The 15,626-nt window shown below is 69.7% G+C and carries 17 protein-coding genes and 1 pseudogene; 11 read left to right on the top strand and 7 right to left on the bottom strand.

What is annotated here, in order from left to right; translation table 11 throughout:
- Positions 1 to 558 (bottom strand): annotated as a pseudogene (locus tag ABZ260_RS11975) (hypothetical protein); the annotation flags it as partial.
- A 187-nt stretch (positions 559 to 745) separates the two neighbouring features.
- On the opposite strand from ABZ260_RS11975, the gene ABZ260_RS11980 reads away from it, so the two are divergent.
- Both ABZ260_RS11980 and ABZ260_RS11985 read left to right on the top strand, forming a co-directional pair.
- Positions 746 to 1,552, top strand: a complete 807-nt coding sequence (locus ABZ260_RS11980) for a hypothetical protein (RefSeq protein ID WP_355615935.1) — start codon at positions 746 to 748, stop codon at positions 1,550 to 1,552.
- Complete coding sequence (locus tag ABZ260_RS11985; protein WP_355615937.1) at positions 1,549 to 2,283, top strand: amidohydrolase family protein; 735 nt, start codon at positions 1,549 to 1,551, stop codon at positions 2,281 to 2,283. The genes ABZ260_RS11980 and ABZ260_RS11985 overlap by 4 nt, the downstream gene beginning before the upstream one ends.
- 22 nt (positions 2,284 to 2,305) lie before the next feature.
- On the opposite strand, the gene ABZ260_RS11990 is transcribed toward ABZ260_RS11985, so the two are convergent.
- The 4 genes from ABZ260_RS11990 to ABZ260_RS12005 are packed head-to-tail and all read right to left on the bottom strand — an operon-like array spanning position 2,306 to position 5,536.
- Positions 2,306 to 3,286, bottom strand: a complete 981-nt coding sequence (locus ABZ260_RS11990) for a dihydrodipicolinate synthase family protein (protein WP_355615939.1) — start codon at positions 3,284 to 3,286, stop codon at positions 2,306 to 2,308.
- Between the two features lie 10 nt (positions 3,287 to 3,296).
- Complete coding sequence (locus ABZ260_RS11995) at positions 3,297 to 4,160, bottom strand: carbohydrate ABC transporter permease (protein WP_355615941.1); 864 nt, start codon at positions 4,158 to 4,160, stop codon at positions 3,297 to 3,299.
- On the bottom strand, positions 4,157 to 5,023 hold the full coding sequence (locus ABZ260_RS12000) for a sugar ABC transporter permease (RefSeq protein WP_355615943.1): 867 nt from the start codon (positions 5,021 to 5,023) through the stop codon (positions 4,157 to 4,159). The genes ABZ260_RS11995 and ABZ260_RS12000 overlap by 4 nt, the downstream gene beginning before the upstream one ends.
- A gap of 54 nt (positions 5,024 to 5,077) precedes the next feature.
- Positions 5,078 to 5,536: a hypothetical protein gene (locus ABZ260_RS12005; RefSeq protein ID WP_355615945.1), complete on the bottom strand. Its 459-nt coding sequence runs from the start codon at positions 5,534 to 5,536 to the stop codon at positions 5,078 to 5,080.
- Between the two features lie 105 nt (positions 5,537 to 5,641).
- On the opposite strand from ABZ260_RS12005, the gene ABZ260_RS12010 reads away from it, so the two are divergent.
- The 6 genes from ABZ260_RS12010 to ABZ260_RS12035 all read left to right on the top strand — a co-directional run bounded on the left by ABZ260_RS12010 (position 5,642) and on the right by ABZ260_RS12035 (position 10,029).
- Positions 5,642 to 6,220 carry a CGNR zinc finger domain-containing protein gene (locus ABZ260_RS12010; RefSeq protein ID WP_355615947.1) on the top strand — a complete coding sequence of 193 codons (579 nt, stop codon included), beginning with the start codon at positions 5,642 to 5,644 and terminating at the stop codon, positions 6,218 to 6,220.
- Between the two features lie 149 nt (positions 6,221 to 6,369).
- On the top strand, positions 6,370 to 6,702 hold the full coding sequence (locus ABZ260_RS12015; RefSeq protein ID WP_355615949.1) for a YnfA family protein: 333 nt from the start codon (positions 6,370 to 6,372) through the stop codon (positions 6,700 to 6,702).
- 79 nt (positions 6,703 to 6,781) lie between these two features.
- Positions 6,782 to 7,030 carry a cell division protein SepF gene (locus ABZ260_RS12020; protein WP_350913916.1) on the top strand — a complete coding sequence of 83 codons (249 nt, stop codon included), beginning with the start codon at positions 6,782 to 6,784 and terminating at the stop codon, positions 7,028 to 7,030.
- A gap of 349 nt (positions 7,031 to 7,379) precedes the next feature.
- On the top strand, positions 7,380 to 7,868 hold the full coding sequence (locus ABZ260_RS12025) for a MarR family transcriptional regulator (protein WP_355615952.1): 489 nt from the start codon (positions 7,380 to 7,382) through the stop codon (positions 7,866 to 7,868).
- A gap of 74 nt (positions 7,869 to 7,942) precedes the next feature.
- The gene (locus ABZ260_RS12030) at positions 7,943 to 9,418 is read left to right on the top strand and encodes an MFS transporter (protein ID WP_355615954.1); all 1,476 of its coding nucleotides are present in this window, start codon (positions 7,943 to 7,945) and stop codon (positions 9,416 to 9,418) included.
- A 137-nt stretch (positions 9,419 to 9,555) separates the two neighbouring features.
- Positions 9,556 to 10,029: an SSI family serine proteinase inhibitor gene (locus ABZ260_RS12035; RefSeq protein ID WP_355615956.1), complete on the top strand. Its 474-nt coding sequence runs from the start codon at positions 9,556 to 9,558 to the stop codon at positions 10,027 to 10,029.
- Between the two features lie 19 nt (positions 10,030 to 10,048).
- On the opposite strand, the gene ABZ260_RS12040 is transcribed toward ABZ260_RS12035, so the two are convergent.
- Both ABZ260_RS12040 and ABZ260_RS12045 read right to left on the bottom strand, forming a co-directional pair.
- Positions 10,049 to 10,900 carry a DUF72 domain-containing protein gene (locus ABZ260_RS12040; RefSeq protein ID WP_355615957.1) on the bottom strand — a complete coding sequence of 284 codons (852 nt, stop codon included), beginning with the start codon at positions 10,898 to 10,900 and terminating at the stop codon, positions 10,049 to 10,051.
- Between the two features lie 61 nt (positions 10,901 to 10,961).
- Positions 10,962 to 13,649, bottom strand: coding sequence for an AAA family ATPase (locus tag ABZ260_RS12045; protein WP_355615958.1), 2,688 nt, complete (start codon positions 13,647 to 13,649; stop codon positions 10,962 to 10,964).
- Between the two features lie 98 nt (positions 13,650 to 13,747).
- On the opposite strand from ABZ260_RS12045, the gene ABZ260_RS12050 reads away from it, so the two are divergent.
- The 3 genes from ABZ260_RS12050 (at position 13,748) to ABZ260_RS12060 (ending at position 15,585) form a co-directional block, all read left to right on the top strand.
- Positions 13,748 to 14,155, top strand: a complete 408-nt coding sequence (locus tag ABZ260_RS12050) for a hypothetical protein (protein WP_355615960.1) — start codon at positions 13,748 to 13,750, stop codon at positions 14,153 to 14,155.
- A gap of 127 nt (positions 14,156 to 14,282) precedes the next feature.
- Positions 14,283 to 15,044: a class I SAM-dependent methyltransferase gene (locus ABZ260_RS12055; protein WP_355615962.1), complete on the top strand. Its 762-nt coding sequence runs from the start codon at positions 14,283 to 14,285 to the stop codon at positions 15,042 to 15,044.
- Positions 15,045 to 15,243: 199 nt separating this feature from the next.
- On the top strand, positions 15,244 to 15,585 hold the full coding sequence (locus ABZ260_RS12060) for a YciI family protein (protein ID WP_355615964.1): 342 nt from the start codon (positions 15,244 to 15,246) through the stop codon (positions 15,583 to 15,585).
- Positions 15,586 to 15,626: the final 41 nt, after the last annotated feature.

Consider the following 15,626-nt stretch of genomic DNA (forward strand, 5'->3'; position numbering starts at 1 on the left):
CGGGTCGTACTCGCGGACCCTGCCGTCGGGATAGGTCCCGGCATAGATCTTCCCGTCGGGTGAGGCGGCCAGGCTCCAGATGTACCCGCCGCTGCCTCCGAAGGAGGCCAGGTGCTCGACCTCGCCCGTCGCGGGATCGAACCTGTACAGGTCCGGCACCGGGTAGGTGCCGGCATAGATCTTGCCGCCCGCGACCGCCATGGCCCAAGCTCCCTCGGCCTCACCGGCGGCGGGCGCGTCGGGCAGCCGCACCGAGCGGAGCGTCTTGCGGGTGGCGAGGTCGATCTCGGCGAGCACGGGCGGCTTCAGGCCGCGTGTGACGACGTATCCGCGCCCCTCGTGGGTGACGGCGCCGACGATGGCGCCGGTCACGGACGCGAGGCCGAACCTCTGCACCCCGGTCCCCTCGCACCGCGCCTTCTGAATCTGCGAGCTCTGTACGGCGGGCCCCTGTACGGCGGGCGGCCCCTGCGCGGCGGCGGCGATCGAGGGGACGAGCAGGGCGGGTAGCGCGGCGACGGTGACGAGGACGGCTCGCAGCGATCGGCTGAGAGGCATGGGACAACTCCTTGCGAGAGTTCACTTATGTGCCATATTGGTCCAGACCGTAATCAGGTGAGCAGGAGTCGTCAACATCCTCGCCCGCACCGCCCATTCAACCGGAAACCGTCAACGCTCCCGCCCTTGCAGTCATCGGGCTCGAAGATTATGGTCATGACCGGTATACGAACGGAAGGATGCCCGGATGACACCCTTCGACACCCGGCGCCTGATCGGCGACCTGGTGGTGACGCTCGACGCCGACGTGCTCGGCGGCGCCTACCCCGACCGCGACCTCCCGCAGGAGCCCGCCCCGCATATCCTGGCCCGCCACGACATCACCGCGGGCGCGGTGGCCAGCCTGCGGGCCGCGCTCTTCGACATGGCGTCGGGCAACGACGAAACCCTCGCCTCGGCGGCCGGCGGCACCGCACTCCCGGCCGCGGAGTCCTCCGCCCACGGCGAGCCACCGGCCGCAGGCGGCGCGGCGGTCGTGCCCGTCGGGGCCCTCGACCTGCGCGACCCCCTGGGCGCGGTGCGCGAGATGGAGCGGCTGGCCGCCCTGGGGGTACGGGCGGTCCGGCTCTTCCCCGACGAGCAAGGCGTCGAGGCGGGCTTCCCCTCGGTGCGGCACGTCGCCGCACGGGCCGCCGCGCTCGGCCTGACCGTGCTGACCGGAGGCGACGTGCGCCGGTTCTGGCAGCCGTTCACCGGTCTCGGCCTGCGGGTCGTCTTCCTCGACACGCACTTCTACCACCTGGGCGACTTCCTCGTGGCGGCCGCCGGCGAGCCGGGCTTCCACACCTCGACCCGGCTGCTCAACTCCCCTGACGCGCTGGAGACCGTCGCCGGCGAGATCGGGGCGGACCGCCTGCTGTTCGGCTCCCGCACGCCCTACTACGAGCCGCTCGTTCCCCTGCTCCGCCTGGCCACCGGCGACCTGAAGCCCGACGAGGTCGCGCTCGTCGCCGGAGGCAACGCCCGCCGCCTGCTCCTCGGGGAACCCTCATGATCATAGATGTCCACGCGCACTGGGGTCCGTGGTTCTTCACCATGGACGTCTCAGCGCTGACGATCCGAGCCATGGACCGCTACGGGATCGACCTGGCCATCGTGTCGGGCACCGAGGCCGTCATCTACGACGCCCCTGCGGGTAACCGCGCCCTGGCCGCCTACCTGGACTCCGTGCCCGGCCCCGCCCGCCTGTACGGCTACGTAACCGTCAACCCGCGCCGCCTGGCCGAGGCCGAGCGCGACCTGAACACCTACCTGCCCACCGGCCGGTTCGTCGGCGTGAAGATCCACACCGACTACACCGGTTCCCCCGTCACCTCCCCGCAGCTGCGCGACGCGCTGGCTCTGGTGGCGGCGGCGGACGTCCCGGCGCTGGTGCACACCTGGGGCGCCTCCGTGCTCGACCTGGCCCAGGTCTGTCTCGACACCCCGGGCCTGCGCGTGATCGCCGGGCACATGGGCGCGGACGGCTACCGGCACGCCATCGAGGCCGCCCGCGCCTGCGACCGCCTCTACCTGGAGCCGTGCTGGTCGCACTTCCCCGCCGGGCGCATCGCGGAGGTCGCCGCCGCGGTGGACCCGGAACAGCTGCTGTTCGGCACCGACTCCACGCTCATCGACCCGGCCTCCGCCTTCGGCTCCGTGGCGGCGGCGGGACTGACCGGCGACGCGGCCGACCGCCTGGCCTGGCGCAACGCCGCCGCCCTCTTCCGCCTCCCGATCGGCTGACCGGCCCGGGGCGCGGGGTGGGTCAGACCTCGGCGAGGACGGCCTTCTCCAGAGACTGCCCGTCCTCCTCCAGCGCCGGGCCGTACAGGTCGAAGGCGTGCGAGCGCGGAATGCGCCCCTCAGCGGCGGCCAGCCACAGCATGCGCTGGACGTAACCCTCCATCGGCGCGGTGAACGTCGCGGCGGCCAGCCGGTCGAGCCGCGCAGACGCCCGCTCGAACTCCCGCAGGTCGTTCCCGGCGAAGGCGCGCATCACGTCGCGAGTGACGCCCACCCGCGCGGCCGCGAGGCCGACCAGCGCCGCCTCGGCGCCCCACAGCAGCGACGGGCCGAACATCCGGTCCTCCCCGGTGATCGCCAGCCGTCCCGCCTCATGGGTGATCCGTATCGCCTCCTGACATCCCATCGCGTCCGACAGCAGCGCCGTCTTCAGCCCCGCCACCCCGGGGTGGCGGACGATCTCCTTCAGTACGGCGGGCGGGCAGGGCAGCGTGTAGAGATCGAAGGCGATCATGGGCAGCCCCGCGCCCCGCCAGACGGCATCGTGCAGGGCGAGCCGGTCGGTGGCGGAGGGGAACACCAGCACGCCGGCGGCCCCGAGCCCGGCGGCGACTCGCGCTTCCTCGACGACCCGCTCCACCGAACCCGGGGGCGCGTCCCGGGGAGCTGCCGAGCTGTCCGGTCGCGCCGTGCTCAACGTGACCGTGACTCCGCCCGTCTGTGTCTCATCAGGGGCGCCGCCGACGCCGACCAGCACCGGCACTCCCAGGGAGACCGCGCACTCGATCACGGCGGACCGCACCGGCGGGGGCAGGAAGGGTCCGCGGCCGGTGTGGGCGAGCACCGCGAGCCCGTCGGCACCGTCGGCGAGCAGGTCGTGGAAATAGGCCGTCACCAGGTCGAGGTCCACCTCGCCCGAGGCCGTCATGGGGGTGGCCGCCGCCGCGAGCAGCGTGCCGCGCAGCTGCTCCCGCAGCCGCGCGGCCTGTGACGATATATCCATCTAAAAGACTTTATTTGAGTCCGGTCATCGTGATGCTGTTGACCAGGTACCGCTGCAGGAGCGCGAACACCAGCAGGCATGGCAGCACCGACAGCGCGGCGGAGGCCATCAGCACGGCCAGCGACGACCCCTCCGTGCGCATCGACGCCAGCCCCACAGTGAGCGTGCGCATCTCGTCCGACTGCGCCATGACGAGCGGCCACAGGAAGTCGTTCCAGTGCCACAGGAACACGAACACCCCGAGCGTGGCCAGGATCGGCCTGATCAGCGGGATCACGATCTGCCAGTAGACGCGCCACTCGGAGGCCCCGTCGACCTTGGCCGCCTCGAACAGCTCGTCGGGCAGGTCGCGGATGAACTGCCGCATGAGGAAGACCGCCTGCGAGTTGGCCAGCGTCGGCACGATCAGTCCCCAGAACGTGTCCACCCCGCCGAGGTTGGAGATGAGCACGAACATCGGGATCAGCGTCGCCTGGGACGGCACCATGAGCGTCGCGAGGAACGCCCACATCATCGTGTCGCGCCCGGGGAAGCGCTTCTTGGCGAAGGCGTACCCGGCCATCGACGCGGTCAGCAGGGTGATCACCACGGACACCAGCGCGTAGATCACCGTGTTGACCGTCCAGCCGGCGAACCCGGAGGACGACAGCAGGTCCACGATGGTGTCCAGGGACAGCGACTCCGGCCACTGGACGGGCAGGGTGGGCTCGCCCGGCGGCGACAGCGCCACCACGAACATCACGAAGAACGGGCTGACCGTGATCACCGACACGAGCGCGAGCAGCACCCACAGCGGCCATCGGAAGGGCCCGCGCCGTGCCTTGACCGGAGGCTTCACGACCGCGGTGGCGGGCCGGGTGGCGGTGAGCGTCATGCGTTTCCCCGATCGAGCAGGCGGCGCTGGACCAGCGACACGACGAGCACCAGCGCGAAGAGCACGATGCCGATCGTGGCCGCGTAGCCGAGGTTGGAGAATTTGAAGCCCTGGTCGTACAGGCCGTAGATGAGCGTGTAGCTCGCCCTGGCGGGCCCGCCGCCGGTCATCACGTAGATGGTGTCGAACGTCTGGAAGGCGCCGATGGTCTCGATGACGACGACGAAGAACAGGGTGGGCTTGAGCAGTGGCAGCGTGATCCGGCGGAACCGCTGCCACGGCCCGGCCCCGTCGACCGTCGCCGCCTCCAGGTAGGAGGCCGGGATCGACTTGAGACCGGCGAGCAGGATCAGCATGGAGTAGCCGAAGCCCTTCCACACCGACACCACCGCCAGCGCGGGCAGCACGAGGGCGGCCTCCTCAAGGAAGCCGACGGGCCCGAGGTCGAACTTGCCCAGCAGCCCGTTGATCATCCCGTCGAACTCGTAGATCCACCGCCAGATCACACCCGCCAGCACGAAGCTGGTGACGTACGGCAGGAAGAGCATGCCCCGGAACAGGCCGCGCATGAAGACGACCGCGTTGAGCAGCAGCGCGGTGCCGAGCGCGACGAGGACGGTCAGGGGCACGTAGATCGCGACATAGACCAGCGTGATCCGCAGGCTGTCCCAGAACTTCGGGTCGTCGAGCAACCGGGCGTAGTTGTCGACGCCGACGAAGTTCCACTCCCCGCCGAGATTCAGGTCGGTCAGGCTCATGCCCCCCGCACCCAGGATGGGCACGAACCTGAAGACCAGGAAGAGCACCAGCATGGGGAGGACGAACAGCAGGCCCGCCATGGGGTCCCGCAAGCGCTGTCGCATCAGGTTCTCGCCTTTCGCACGTAACGGCCCCCGCCGCGAAGGGGGCGAACCGCATCAGCCGCCGTTGGCCAGCAGCGCATTGGCCTCCTTGGCCGCGTCCTCCAGGGCCGTCTTGGCGTCCTTCTGGCCGAGCAGGGCCGCCTGGATCTCCGGCGCGATCAACGCCATCACCTGGCGGGCCATCGGGTGGGTGTCGCCCGGGAAGGCGTACTCCAGCGACTTGGCGAACTCCTGCACGACCGGAGAGGTGCCGGGCACGGTCACGTCGGTACGCGCGGAGAAGAAGCCCGACTCCTTGGCCAGCGCCGCCGAGGCCTCCGGCGCGGCCAGCTTCGGCCCGGCGGCACCGAGCGGCGCCGTACGCCAGGCGAAGTAGCTCGGCCAGCGCGACTCGATGTCGTAGCCGAGCCGCGCCGCCTCGTCGAAAGCCTCGGGGGAGAAATAGAGCGACGCGTGCACCGGCTCGATCTGGTGCCACATCTGCCGTGCCAGCTTGGAGAACTCCGACATCATAAGCCCCGTTCATCACTATCTATGTAGAATATGACAGTGACAGTAGATCCTTGGCGCATCACTCGTCAACCTCAAATAGACAGTTACGTCGGTAGCAGGATCGAGTTGGCCGCTCTTCTGGTCAACCGCCTCACCGTCACCTCGGCGCACGGCCGCGAGGTCACGCCACCGGCCTCGAGCACCGAGCGACTGGCCGCGATCAACGAGGAGGGCGTCGTGACCGACCGGGCTCCGCGTGCCCTCACCGTCGCGGAGGCGGATCGGCTGGCCGGGATCGCCGCCCGGCTACGGCCGGCGTTCGGCGCGGGCGAGACCATCACCGAGGTCGCGGCCGCACTCAACGATCTGCTGGTACGGCACGCCGCCGTCCCCAGCCTGCGCGTCGATCCGGGTCAGCCCCACCGGCTGGCCTTCCACCGGCCCGACGCGCCCCTCGTGGACGCCTGGGCGGCCGACATGGGCACGGCGCTGGCCATGGTCATCGGCGTCGGCCAGGCCACCCGGCTCGGCGCCTGCCAGGCCGACGGGTGCGACCTGGTCTTCTTCGACACCACCCGCAACGGCTCGCGCAGATTCTGCGACCTGTCCTGCCAGAACCGGGCCAAGGCCAGCGCCTACCGCGCCAGACGGCACGCCGCCCGCCACCCCGCGCAGGACGCGACGTCCGGCACGGACCCCGGGTAGAGCTCACCTTCGGGGTGTGGGCCGCTCGCGGCGGAGCACGGGCGACGGCCGAGCCCGCCGAGGTGGAACAGCGGATCGCCGACCTTCGGATGATCCGCGGGACACTGATCCAGGCGGTGGCCGCCGGACGATCCCCTAAAGTCACAGCCGTGACTGTCGCCCGCTCCCTCCTGTTGTTCGTGGTCGCCGCACTCGCCGAGATCGGCGGGGCCTGGCTGGTCTGGCAGGGTGTCAGAGAACAGCGCGGGCTGCTCTGGATCGGGGCCGGATTCGTCGCCCTGGGCCTGTACGGACTGGTGGCCACCTTCCAGCCCGATGCCAACTTCGGCCGCATCCTCGCCGCCTACGGAGGCGTGTTCGTCGCGGGCTCGCTGGTCTGGGGCATGGTGGTGGACAGGTTCCAGCCCGACCGCTGGGACATCATCGGGGCCGCCGTCTGCCTGCTCGGCGTGCTGGTCATCATGTACGCCCCGCGTGGATGACCGGAATCTTCGCCGCGACGCGTGACCACCGATTCGGAAGAGGACTTGACGGTCACCGTGGGCGGTGGAGACTGATGCGGTGATTAAAACACTGTGTCCCCGGGACTACAACGAGGCCCTCTACGTGGGGCATTTCTTTCGTACCGGCACCCCCGTGGTGATGGACCTCACCAAGCTGCCGGACAGCGAGGCCAAGCAGTTCGTGGATTTCGCCGCCGGCCTGGTGTTCGGCAGGGGCGGGAATATGGACCGCCTGTCTCCCAAGGTGTTCCTGCTGATGCCTCGCGGAATGGCCGAGCGGCCATCGGCCGCTCACGAGGCGCGGTAGGCAGCCGACCGACCCTGATCTCCGTGGCCGGGTCATTCGACATGTCGAAAGCCGCCGCAAGAGGCGGGTCCCAGTAGTGGTCCACCGCGAGTGATGCCAACTCAATGTGTTCGCCGTATTGCCTCTCCACCGCGTCGAGCAGTAGAGCACATGCCCGGCGGAGATCGGCAAGGCCAAGAACCATGTCGCTCATGTGAGTCATCGTCGCAGGAAATGTATTAATTACCGTGCGGACATTCTCTCGCTGACTATCGAAAGCGAACTTTTCCGTCAGGCACAGCGATCGCCTGGCGGCCGTCAACGACCTTTGCAGATAATCCAGAACGGGACTAATCGCTATGCTGGGGACATGACCGCCATGGCACCCGCCCGCACCGAGCCCGATCTGTCGTTCCTGCTGGACCATGCCGGCCACGTGCTGAGAACCCGGATGGCGGCGGCACTCGCCGAGATCGGGCTGACGGCGCGGATGCACTGCGTGCTGGTGCACGCCCTGGAGGAGGAGCGCACCCAGATCCAGCTCGCCGAGATCGGCGACATGGACAAGACCACGATGGTGGTCACGGTGGACGCCCTGGAGAAGGCGGGGCTCGCCGAGCGCCGCCCGTCCAGCACGGACCGGCGGGCCCGGATCATCTCGGTCACCGAGAAGGGCGCCGAGGCCGCACGGCAGAGCCAGGAGATCGTCGACGGGGTGCACCGGGCGGCACTGGGATCGCTGCCCACCGACGAGCGCGAGGTGCTGATACGGGCCATGAATCGCCTGGTGACCGGCCATCTGGCCGTCCCGGTCGAGGCGCCGCAGGCGGTCCGGCGGGCACGACAGCGGGCAAAGTAGTTCCACAAGGGATCGTCTACAACAAAACTATCTGCTACGGTCACTCCTGTTCCCTTCCGGACAGGAGATGACCCATGCCGCAAACCCTGCCTTCGCTCCAACCAGCCCGATCACGCTGGTCGGCACTCGCCGTGCTGTCCGCCGCGGCGCTGATGACGATCCTGGACGGCAGCATCGTGACCGTGGCGATGCCGGCCATCCAGCGGGATCTGGGCTTCTCACCCGCCGAGCTCAGCTGGACCGTCAACGCGTACCTCATCGCCTTCGGCGGGCTGCTCCTGCTGGCCGGCCGGCTGGGCGACCTCATCGGCCGTAAGACCATGTTCCTGGCGGGCAACGCGGTCTTCACCGTCGCGTCACTGCTGGCCGGAGTGGCCGCCGGGCCCGGCATGCTGATCGCCGCCCGCTTCCTGCAGGGTGTCGGCAGCGCCATGGCCTCCGCGGTCGTGCTGGGCATCCTGGTGACGCTGTTCACCGAGGCCGGGGAGCGCGCGAAGGCGATCGGCGTCTTCAGCTTCACCGGTGCCGCCGGAGCCTCGATCGGCCAGGTTCTGGGCGGGGTTCTCACCGACGCGCTCAGCTGGCACTGGATCTTCTTCATCAACCTGCCCATCGGACTGGCCACGATCGCGCTGGCGATCAGGGCACTGCCGGGCGAGCGGGGGGCGGGACTCGCCGCCGGGGCCGACGTCCTCGGCGCCGTGCTGGTCACCGGCGGGCTGATGCTGGGCATCTACACCGTGGTCAAGATCGAGCAGTATGGCTGGCTCGCGACGCACACTCTCGGGTTCGGCGCGGTATCGCTCGCCCTGCTGGCCGCGTTCCTCATCCGTCAGGCGACCGCGAGGACCCCGCTCATGCCGCTGCGGGTCTTCCGCTCGCGCAACGTCTCCGGCGCCAACCTGGCCCAGATGCTGGCGTTGTCCGCCATGTTCGCCTTCCAGATCCTCGTCGCGCTCTACATGCAGAAGGTCCTCGGCTACGGCGCGCTCGACACCGGCCTGGCGATGCTCCCCGCGGCGGTGGCCATCGGCGGCGTGTCCCTGTTCGTCTCCGCCCGGCTCAACACCCGCTTCGGCGAGCGCGCCGTCCTGCTGGCGGGCCTGGCGCTCCTGTTCGGCGCGATGGGCTGGCTCACCCGCGTCCCGGTCGACGCGAACTACGTCACCGACCTGCTCCCGGTGATGCTGCTCATCGCGGGTGGCGGGTTGGTGCTCCCCGCGCTGGCCACGCTCGGCATGTCCGGTGCCGGGGCCGGCGACGCGGGCCTGGCGTCCGGGCTGTTCAACACCACCCAGCAGGTCGGCATGGCCACCGGCGTCGCGGTACTGTCCACGCTGGCCGCCTCGCGTACCGAGGAACTGCTGGCCGCCGGCGAGAGCCAGGCGGCCGCGCTGACCGGCGGCTACCAGCTGGCCTTCGGCACCGCCGCCGCTCTGCTCGTGGCCGCCTTCATCGTCGCGCTCATCGTGCTGCGGCAGCCCAGGCCGGACACCGCCCCCCAGGACGAGCCCTCCGCCGCACCGACGGTCCGGTCCGAGATCGCCTGATCACCACCGCGGCCGGTTCGGCCCCGGCTCCGGATGCGCCACCCGGCTTTACCCTCGCGGAATCTTGACCCGCACCTGGAGGGTCGGTACTTGGTCTTCTCGTCACCGCTGGTCACGCTGAGAGCGTCGAACACCACGTGAGCTGGGAGATGATCTGGATGGAGCGGCTTACCAAATGGATGGTCCTCGGTTCGGCGTTCCTCGCTGCGATGGCCACGCTCAGTGCGTCACCGGCCGGCGCTGATTCACTCGGTGACCCCAGGCCGGGTGCGTCCAGTCTGTCGGGAGACGAGTTGTCAGCCCGGGCGCTGGTGCTGACGCTCACTCAGGGGTCGACCGTCCTGCCGTCGACTCGGGCGGTGGTGTTGCAGTGTTCACCGGTCGGCGGAGGGACGCACCCGAGAACACGGGAGGCGTGCACGGCTCTGGAGCCCGCGAGTGGCGACGTGCGTAAGTTCAAGCCCGCGGCGGGGCTGGTCTGCCCGCTGATCTATGATCCGGTGACGGTGTCGGCGGTCGGCGTGTGGAAGAGCCGGTTCACCATGTCCTCTCAGACCTTCGGGAACGGCTGCCAGATGCGCAATGCGCTCGGAGCCGTGGGCAGCTTCTGACCACGCTGAACCTGCGCGGTCAGAAGAGGGTCAGCGGCTCGGCCGGCATGGGCTCGGGCAGCGGCTCGACCTCGGGCAGCCGGGCCCGTACGTCGTCGTGAAAACGACGGGCGAGCATCGGCGCATCGGCGTTGTCGGGGGTATGGATGAACACGGTCGGCGAGCGGCCCTCACGTAGCCAATCGGTGACCGTGTCGATCCACTGCCGCCAGCCCTCGATCGTGCGCTCCGTGGCGTCCCGGCCGAGGTAGCGCACGATCGGACGGTCGGTGAGCGCGATCGACCGGCGCGGCACACGCGGTTTCTTCGTCCACGCGTCTCGTTCGGCGTCACTGGTCGGAGGGCTCTGGAAGAGGGTGACGGTGTCGAAGGGAACCCACTCGGCACCAACGCCGGCGAGAACCCTTTCGAGAAGCCGTTCGGATCGCTCGTCGTCGAAGAACGCGCGGTGGCGGACCTCGACGGCGTATCTGTACGAGCGGGGAAGCCTGCGCAGAAAGCCCGCCAGGGTGCCGAGGTCGGTCGGAGCAAATGATCCCGGCAGTTGGATCCAGAGGGCGTGAGCGCGAGGCCCGAGTGGCTCGATCGCCTCCAGGAACGATCGAAGTTCCTCCTCGACGCCGGTAAGGCGACCCTCGTGCGTGATCGACTTGGGCAGCTTGACCACCAGGCGGAAGTCCGGGCCGGTCTGCCGCGCCCACGACTCCACCGTGCTTCGCGCCGGTGTCGCGTAGAACGTCGTGTTGCCCTCCACCGCGTTGCACCAGGTCGCGTAGGCCCGCAGGCGCTCCCCGACCGGGAGCGGATGAGGCAGAAAACGCCCCTGCCATGACTTGAGAGTCCACATCGCGCATCCCACATGAAGCCGCATGACCTCGACGCTATCCAAGGCCGGTAGGAGAGAGAATTCGACCGCACATCCGGGTGGACGATCAGTCGGGTACCCGTGAGGACCGGGCGACGGCTGCCAGCTGGGATCGGGAGGTGATCCCCAGCTTGGGGAACGCCTTGTAGAGGTGATAGCCGACGGTCCGCGGGCTGAGGAAAAGCTGGGCGGCGATGTCGCGGTTGGAGGCGCCGTTGGCCGCCAGCCGTACGATCTGGCGCTCCCTGGGGGTGAGCACGCTGAGCGGGTCGTCGGCCTTGCGCGGCGCCGCCGGAACGTCTCCGGTCGCGCGCAGCTCCGCCCGGGCTCGCTCGGCCCACGGCTCCGCGCCGAGCCGGTCGAAGATCTCCAGTGCGCCGCGCAGTTGCGACCGGGCATCCGCTCGCCGCCGTGCCCGTCGTAGCCACTCGCCGTAGGCGAGTCGCGTCCTCGCCTGCTCGTACGGCTGACCGGCTGCCTCATGGCGGCGCACGGCATGCGCGAAGTGCGCCTCGTCCCCCTCGACGAGGGCACGGCAGCGCAGCGCGATCGCGTCGGGTGACGGCTGACGGACGTGCCGCGCCCAGGCCAGGTATCGGGCGAGTGGCTCCTTCGCCCGCTCCGGCCGACCGGCACGAACGGCCGCCTCGACCTGGTCTGCGGCGGAGAGGACGGCGACGCCCGTCAGCGAGATGGCCTCCAACTGCCGGAGGGCGGCGTCCGGGCGGCCCAGGCCGAGCTCGAGCAGGCCGAGTGCCCAGCGTCCGATGGCCGCGGCAAGGGCCTGTCCTTGGCCGTCGGCCCTCGCGACGCCCTCCTCGGCGGTCGCTCGGCACCTCTCCACATCCCCCTGGTGGGCGAGCACCCATCCGAGAGAGCACATGAGGTGACTGACCCGGTGCTCATGGCCCAGGTCCACCGCCAGTCGCAGCCCTGCGTCCAGGGCCGCCCTGGCCTCGCCGTACCGGCAGAGCCACCCCTGTGCGAGGCCATGATCCTGGAACGCGAAGGCGAGCCAGCCGATCATGCCGCTCTCCTGGCACTCCGCCAAGATCTGTCCGGTGATCTCCTCGTAGTGGACGGCACGGCCCAGCGGAAGGCACAGAGAGGCGGTGAAGGTCAGCCCGGGCACCCCCAGTCCGGCGAGCGCGTGTCCGTCGACCGCCTCGCCCATGAGCCTGGTCCCCTCTTTGATGTCACCGCTCAGCAGGCGGGTCAGCCCGAGCGCCCCGCTGACCAGTGGCGAGCCGGTCTCGGGAAGCGCGCGGAGGCTCGCGGCCGCCTCCTCGGCCAGCCGCGCGTCACCGGCGAACCAGGCGCAGCGGACGGTCTCCACCAGCAGCCAGGTGGCCCACTCCGAAGAGCGAGCCGCCACCCGGGGAACGCCGTCCAGGATGATCCGGCCCGCTGCGAGCGGTGTGCCCAGCTCGAATTCGCGATGGGCACGCACCTGGATCAGCGCGGTGATCACGTCAGGGTCGTCCACATCGGACGTGACGCTGTCGGCGAGCGCGGCGGCGCGGCCCATCAGCCCGGCGTCACTCGCCGCCAGCGAGGCGGCGGCCAGCCGTCCGGATCGGCGTACCGGATCGGCGGTGAGCTCGGCGGCTCGCTCGTAGGCGGCCGCGCTCGCGGCGTAGCCGCTGCGGGTACGTGCCCGTTCCGCCGCTTCCCCCAGCTCCCGTGCGACTCCCTCGTCAGATCCGAGCACGGCGGCGGCCAGGTGCCATGCCCGCCGGTCGGCCGCGTCCACGGCGGCCGAGCCGGTGAGGGCGTCGGCGAGGGCCCGATGTACGGCAAGGCGCCGAGTGACCGGCGCGCTCTGGTAGGCGGCCGACCTGATCAGGGGATGACGGAAGCCGATGGTCGTCCCCCTTATCTCGATCAGGCGGCTCCGCTCGGCTGACTCAAGGCCCTGCAGGGAGGCGCCCGCGGCCGCCACCGTCTCAAGCTCGCCGGAGCCGTCCGCCGCCGCGATCAGCAACGCGGCCCGCGCCGGCTCAGGAAGCGCGGCTATCTGTTTTTGGAACGCCTCCCGAACTCGATCGGCGACGGGCATCGCACCCACCGGTGACAATCGTCCCGCCCGCTGTTCCGCGGTGAGCGCGGCAGGCAGCTCGACAAGCGCCAGGGGGTTGCCGTCCGATTCCTCGATGAGGCGTTCTCGCACCTGCGGTGGCAGGTCGGCGGGGAGCAGGGCGGCGGCGGCCGCACCGTCCAACCCACCCAGCCGGAGCTCGGGCAGCCCCGCGGCGTGGAAACCCGCACGGGCGGCGAAGATCATAACGACACCTTCGGCCTCAAGGCGGCGGGCGGCGAACACCAGCGCGTCGATGGATGCCCGGTCGAACCACTGCGCGTCGTCGATGAGGCAGAGCAGCGCGCCATCCCCTGCGAGTTCGGAGAGAAGACTCAGCGTGGCCAGCCCGACCAGGAACCGGTTTTCCGGCGCGATGTCGCCCAGGCCCAGGGCCCCGCTGAGTGCGGCGGCCTGCGCATCGGGCAGTGCGCGGATCCGGTCGAGCCCGGTGCGGAGAAGCAGATGAAGCGCGGCGAAGGGCAACTCGGCCTCGGATTCGATGCCGACACCGCGCAGCACTCGCATGCCTTCCGCTCGCGTGGCGGCATAGCCCAGCAGCGCCGACTTACCGATCCCCGCCTGCCCCCGAATGACAAGGGTCCCGCTCTGGCCGGCCCTGGCCTCCGCCAGGAGCCGCTCTATGTCCGCTTGTTCACTGGATCGCCCGTACAGCACGGTCAGGAACCTACCGTCACGATGACTGATTCGGGGTGGCGCGGACCTGCGTAACTTCGTGATCACACGCACGTCAGCACCACGAAGGGATCCTCGAAATGGCCACCATCGCCGGCACCGTCAAGACCACCGACGCCAAGCTGCTCCGCTTCGCCCTCAGGCAGGACGCGGTGGGAACGGGCGCGAACGGAGCCGTCTACGTCGTCGCCGCGGCGATCTTCGGCGAGATGTTCGGCCTCCCCGCCGCCTTCCTCTACCCGATCGGCGCGTTCCTGGTCGCTTTCGCGGCCGCCCTGCTCTTCCTCGCCTCGCGGCCGACGGTGAGCAAGGCCGCCGTGGGCGTCGTGATGGCCGTCAACATCGCCTGGGTGGCCGCGAGCGCGGAACTGCTCATCGCCGGCTGGTTCCCGCTGACCGGCCTGGGCACCGCGCTGGTGATCGTACAGGCGGTAGTGGTCGCCGGCTTCGCCGGCCTGCAGTTCGCCGGTCTCCGCAAGGCCGCGTGAACCCGCCGCGATCCAACGGAGGCCGGCGTCGTGTCCCGGCCGATCCTTGACAGGATCCGAGCGCGCAGCGGCTCGCGTACGTTCGCGGCCCGTAGGGTCACAAAATCATTGGACAATGCGTATACCCGTGGCGATCGTTGGAGGCATGCAACAGGAGGGGCTCTGGGACGTCGACACCGCCCGGCGTTATGACACGCCGGGCACCGGCATGTTCGCGCCCAAGGTCCTGGGGCCGACCGTGGACCGCCTCTCCGAACTCGCAGGCGACGGGCAGGCGCTCGAGTTCGCCATCGGAACCGGCCGGGTGGCCGTCCCGCTCACCGAGCGAGGGGTGCCCGTCACCGGCATCGAGCTGTCATCTCCGATGATCGACCAGCTGCGCACGAAAGTGGACGAAGCGACGATCCCAGTAGTCGTCGGCGACATGGCGACCGCCGTCGCCCCAGGCGAATACACGCTCGTCTACCTCGTCTACAACACGATTTCGAACCTGCTCACCCAAGCCGAGCAGGTCGCGTGCTTCCGCAATGCCGCCCGCCACCTCATACCCGGCGGCCGCTTCGTGATCGAGCTCTGGGTGCCTGAGCTGCGCAAGCTCCCACCGGGTCAGCAGGCCACGGTGTGGCATTCCGAGCCCGGCTACATCGGCTTGGACACCTACGACGTTCTGCGCCAGCACGTCGTGTCGCACCACTTCAGGTTCGATGAGAGCAGGCAGGCTCAGCTGTTCCGCAGCCCGCACCGCTACATCTGGCCGGCCGAGCTCGACCTCATGGCTCAGCTGGCCGGGTTCGAGCTGGAGGCCAGGCACGCGGACTGGGCCGGGGCCGACTTCACCGCCGAGTCGCGTTCCCACGTGTCCGTTTACCGCATCCCGCCTGACCACTAGCCTCGTCCGAGTACGAAACGGAGAGAACATGAGTCGGCCCAGAACCGAGGCGTTCGTTGGCTCTCTCCGACCCGAGCCGTTCGATTGCGGCTGTTCCGACTGCCCGGCTGCGTAAAAAATCTTGATGTGAACCTGTAGTAGCGGGCCCTTCCTGTTCGTCATCCATGACCACCACCGATTCCGCGACAGGAGCAGCCCGATGAAGTACCTGATGCTGGTGTGCACCGACCCGAGCTACTCGCCCGGCCAGGACGACGGCGCCCCGGATGTGGAGGACTGGGTCAAGGAGATGGACGGCAAGGGGATCCGGCTGATGGGCAACCGCACCCGGCCGGCGAGCGACGCGACCACGGTTCGCGTCCGCAACGGTGAGGTGCTGCTGACCGACGGCCCGTACGCGGAGACCAAGGACCAGATAGCCGGCTTTGACATCCTCGAGTGCGCCGACCTCGACGAGGCCGTCGACGTCGCGTCCAAGCACCCGATGGCGTGGGCCGGGATGATCGAGCTGCGTCCGTTCTGGCCGGACGACGAGGACTAGTGCGACGTTCCTTACCGGAAGTACAGATCCCCCCGGCCCTG

This window comes from Streptosporangium sp. NPDC006013 (genome assembly GCF_040614275.1).
GTDB lineage: Bacteria > Actinomycetota > Actinomycetes > Streptosporangiales > Streptosporangiaceae > Streptosporangium.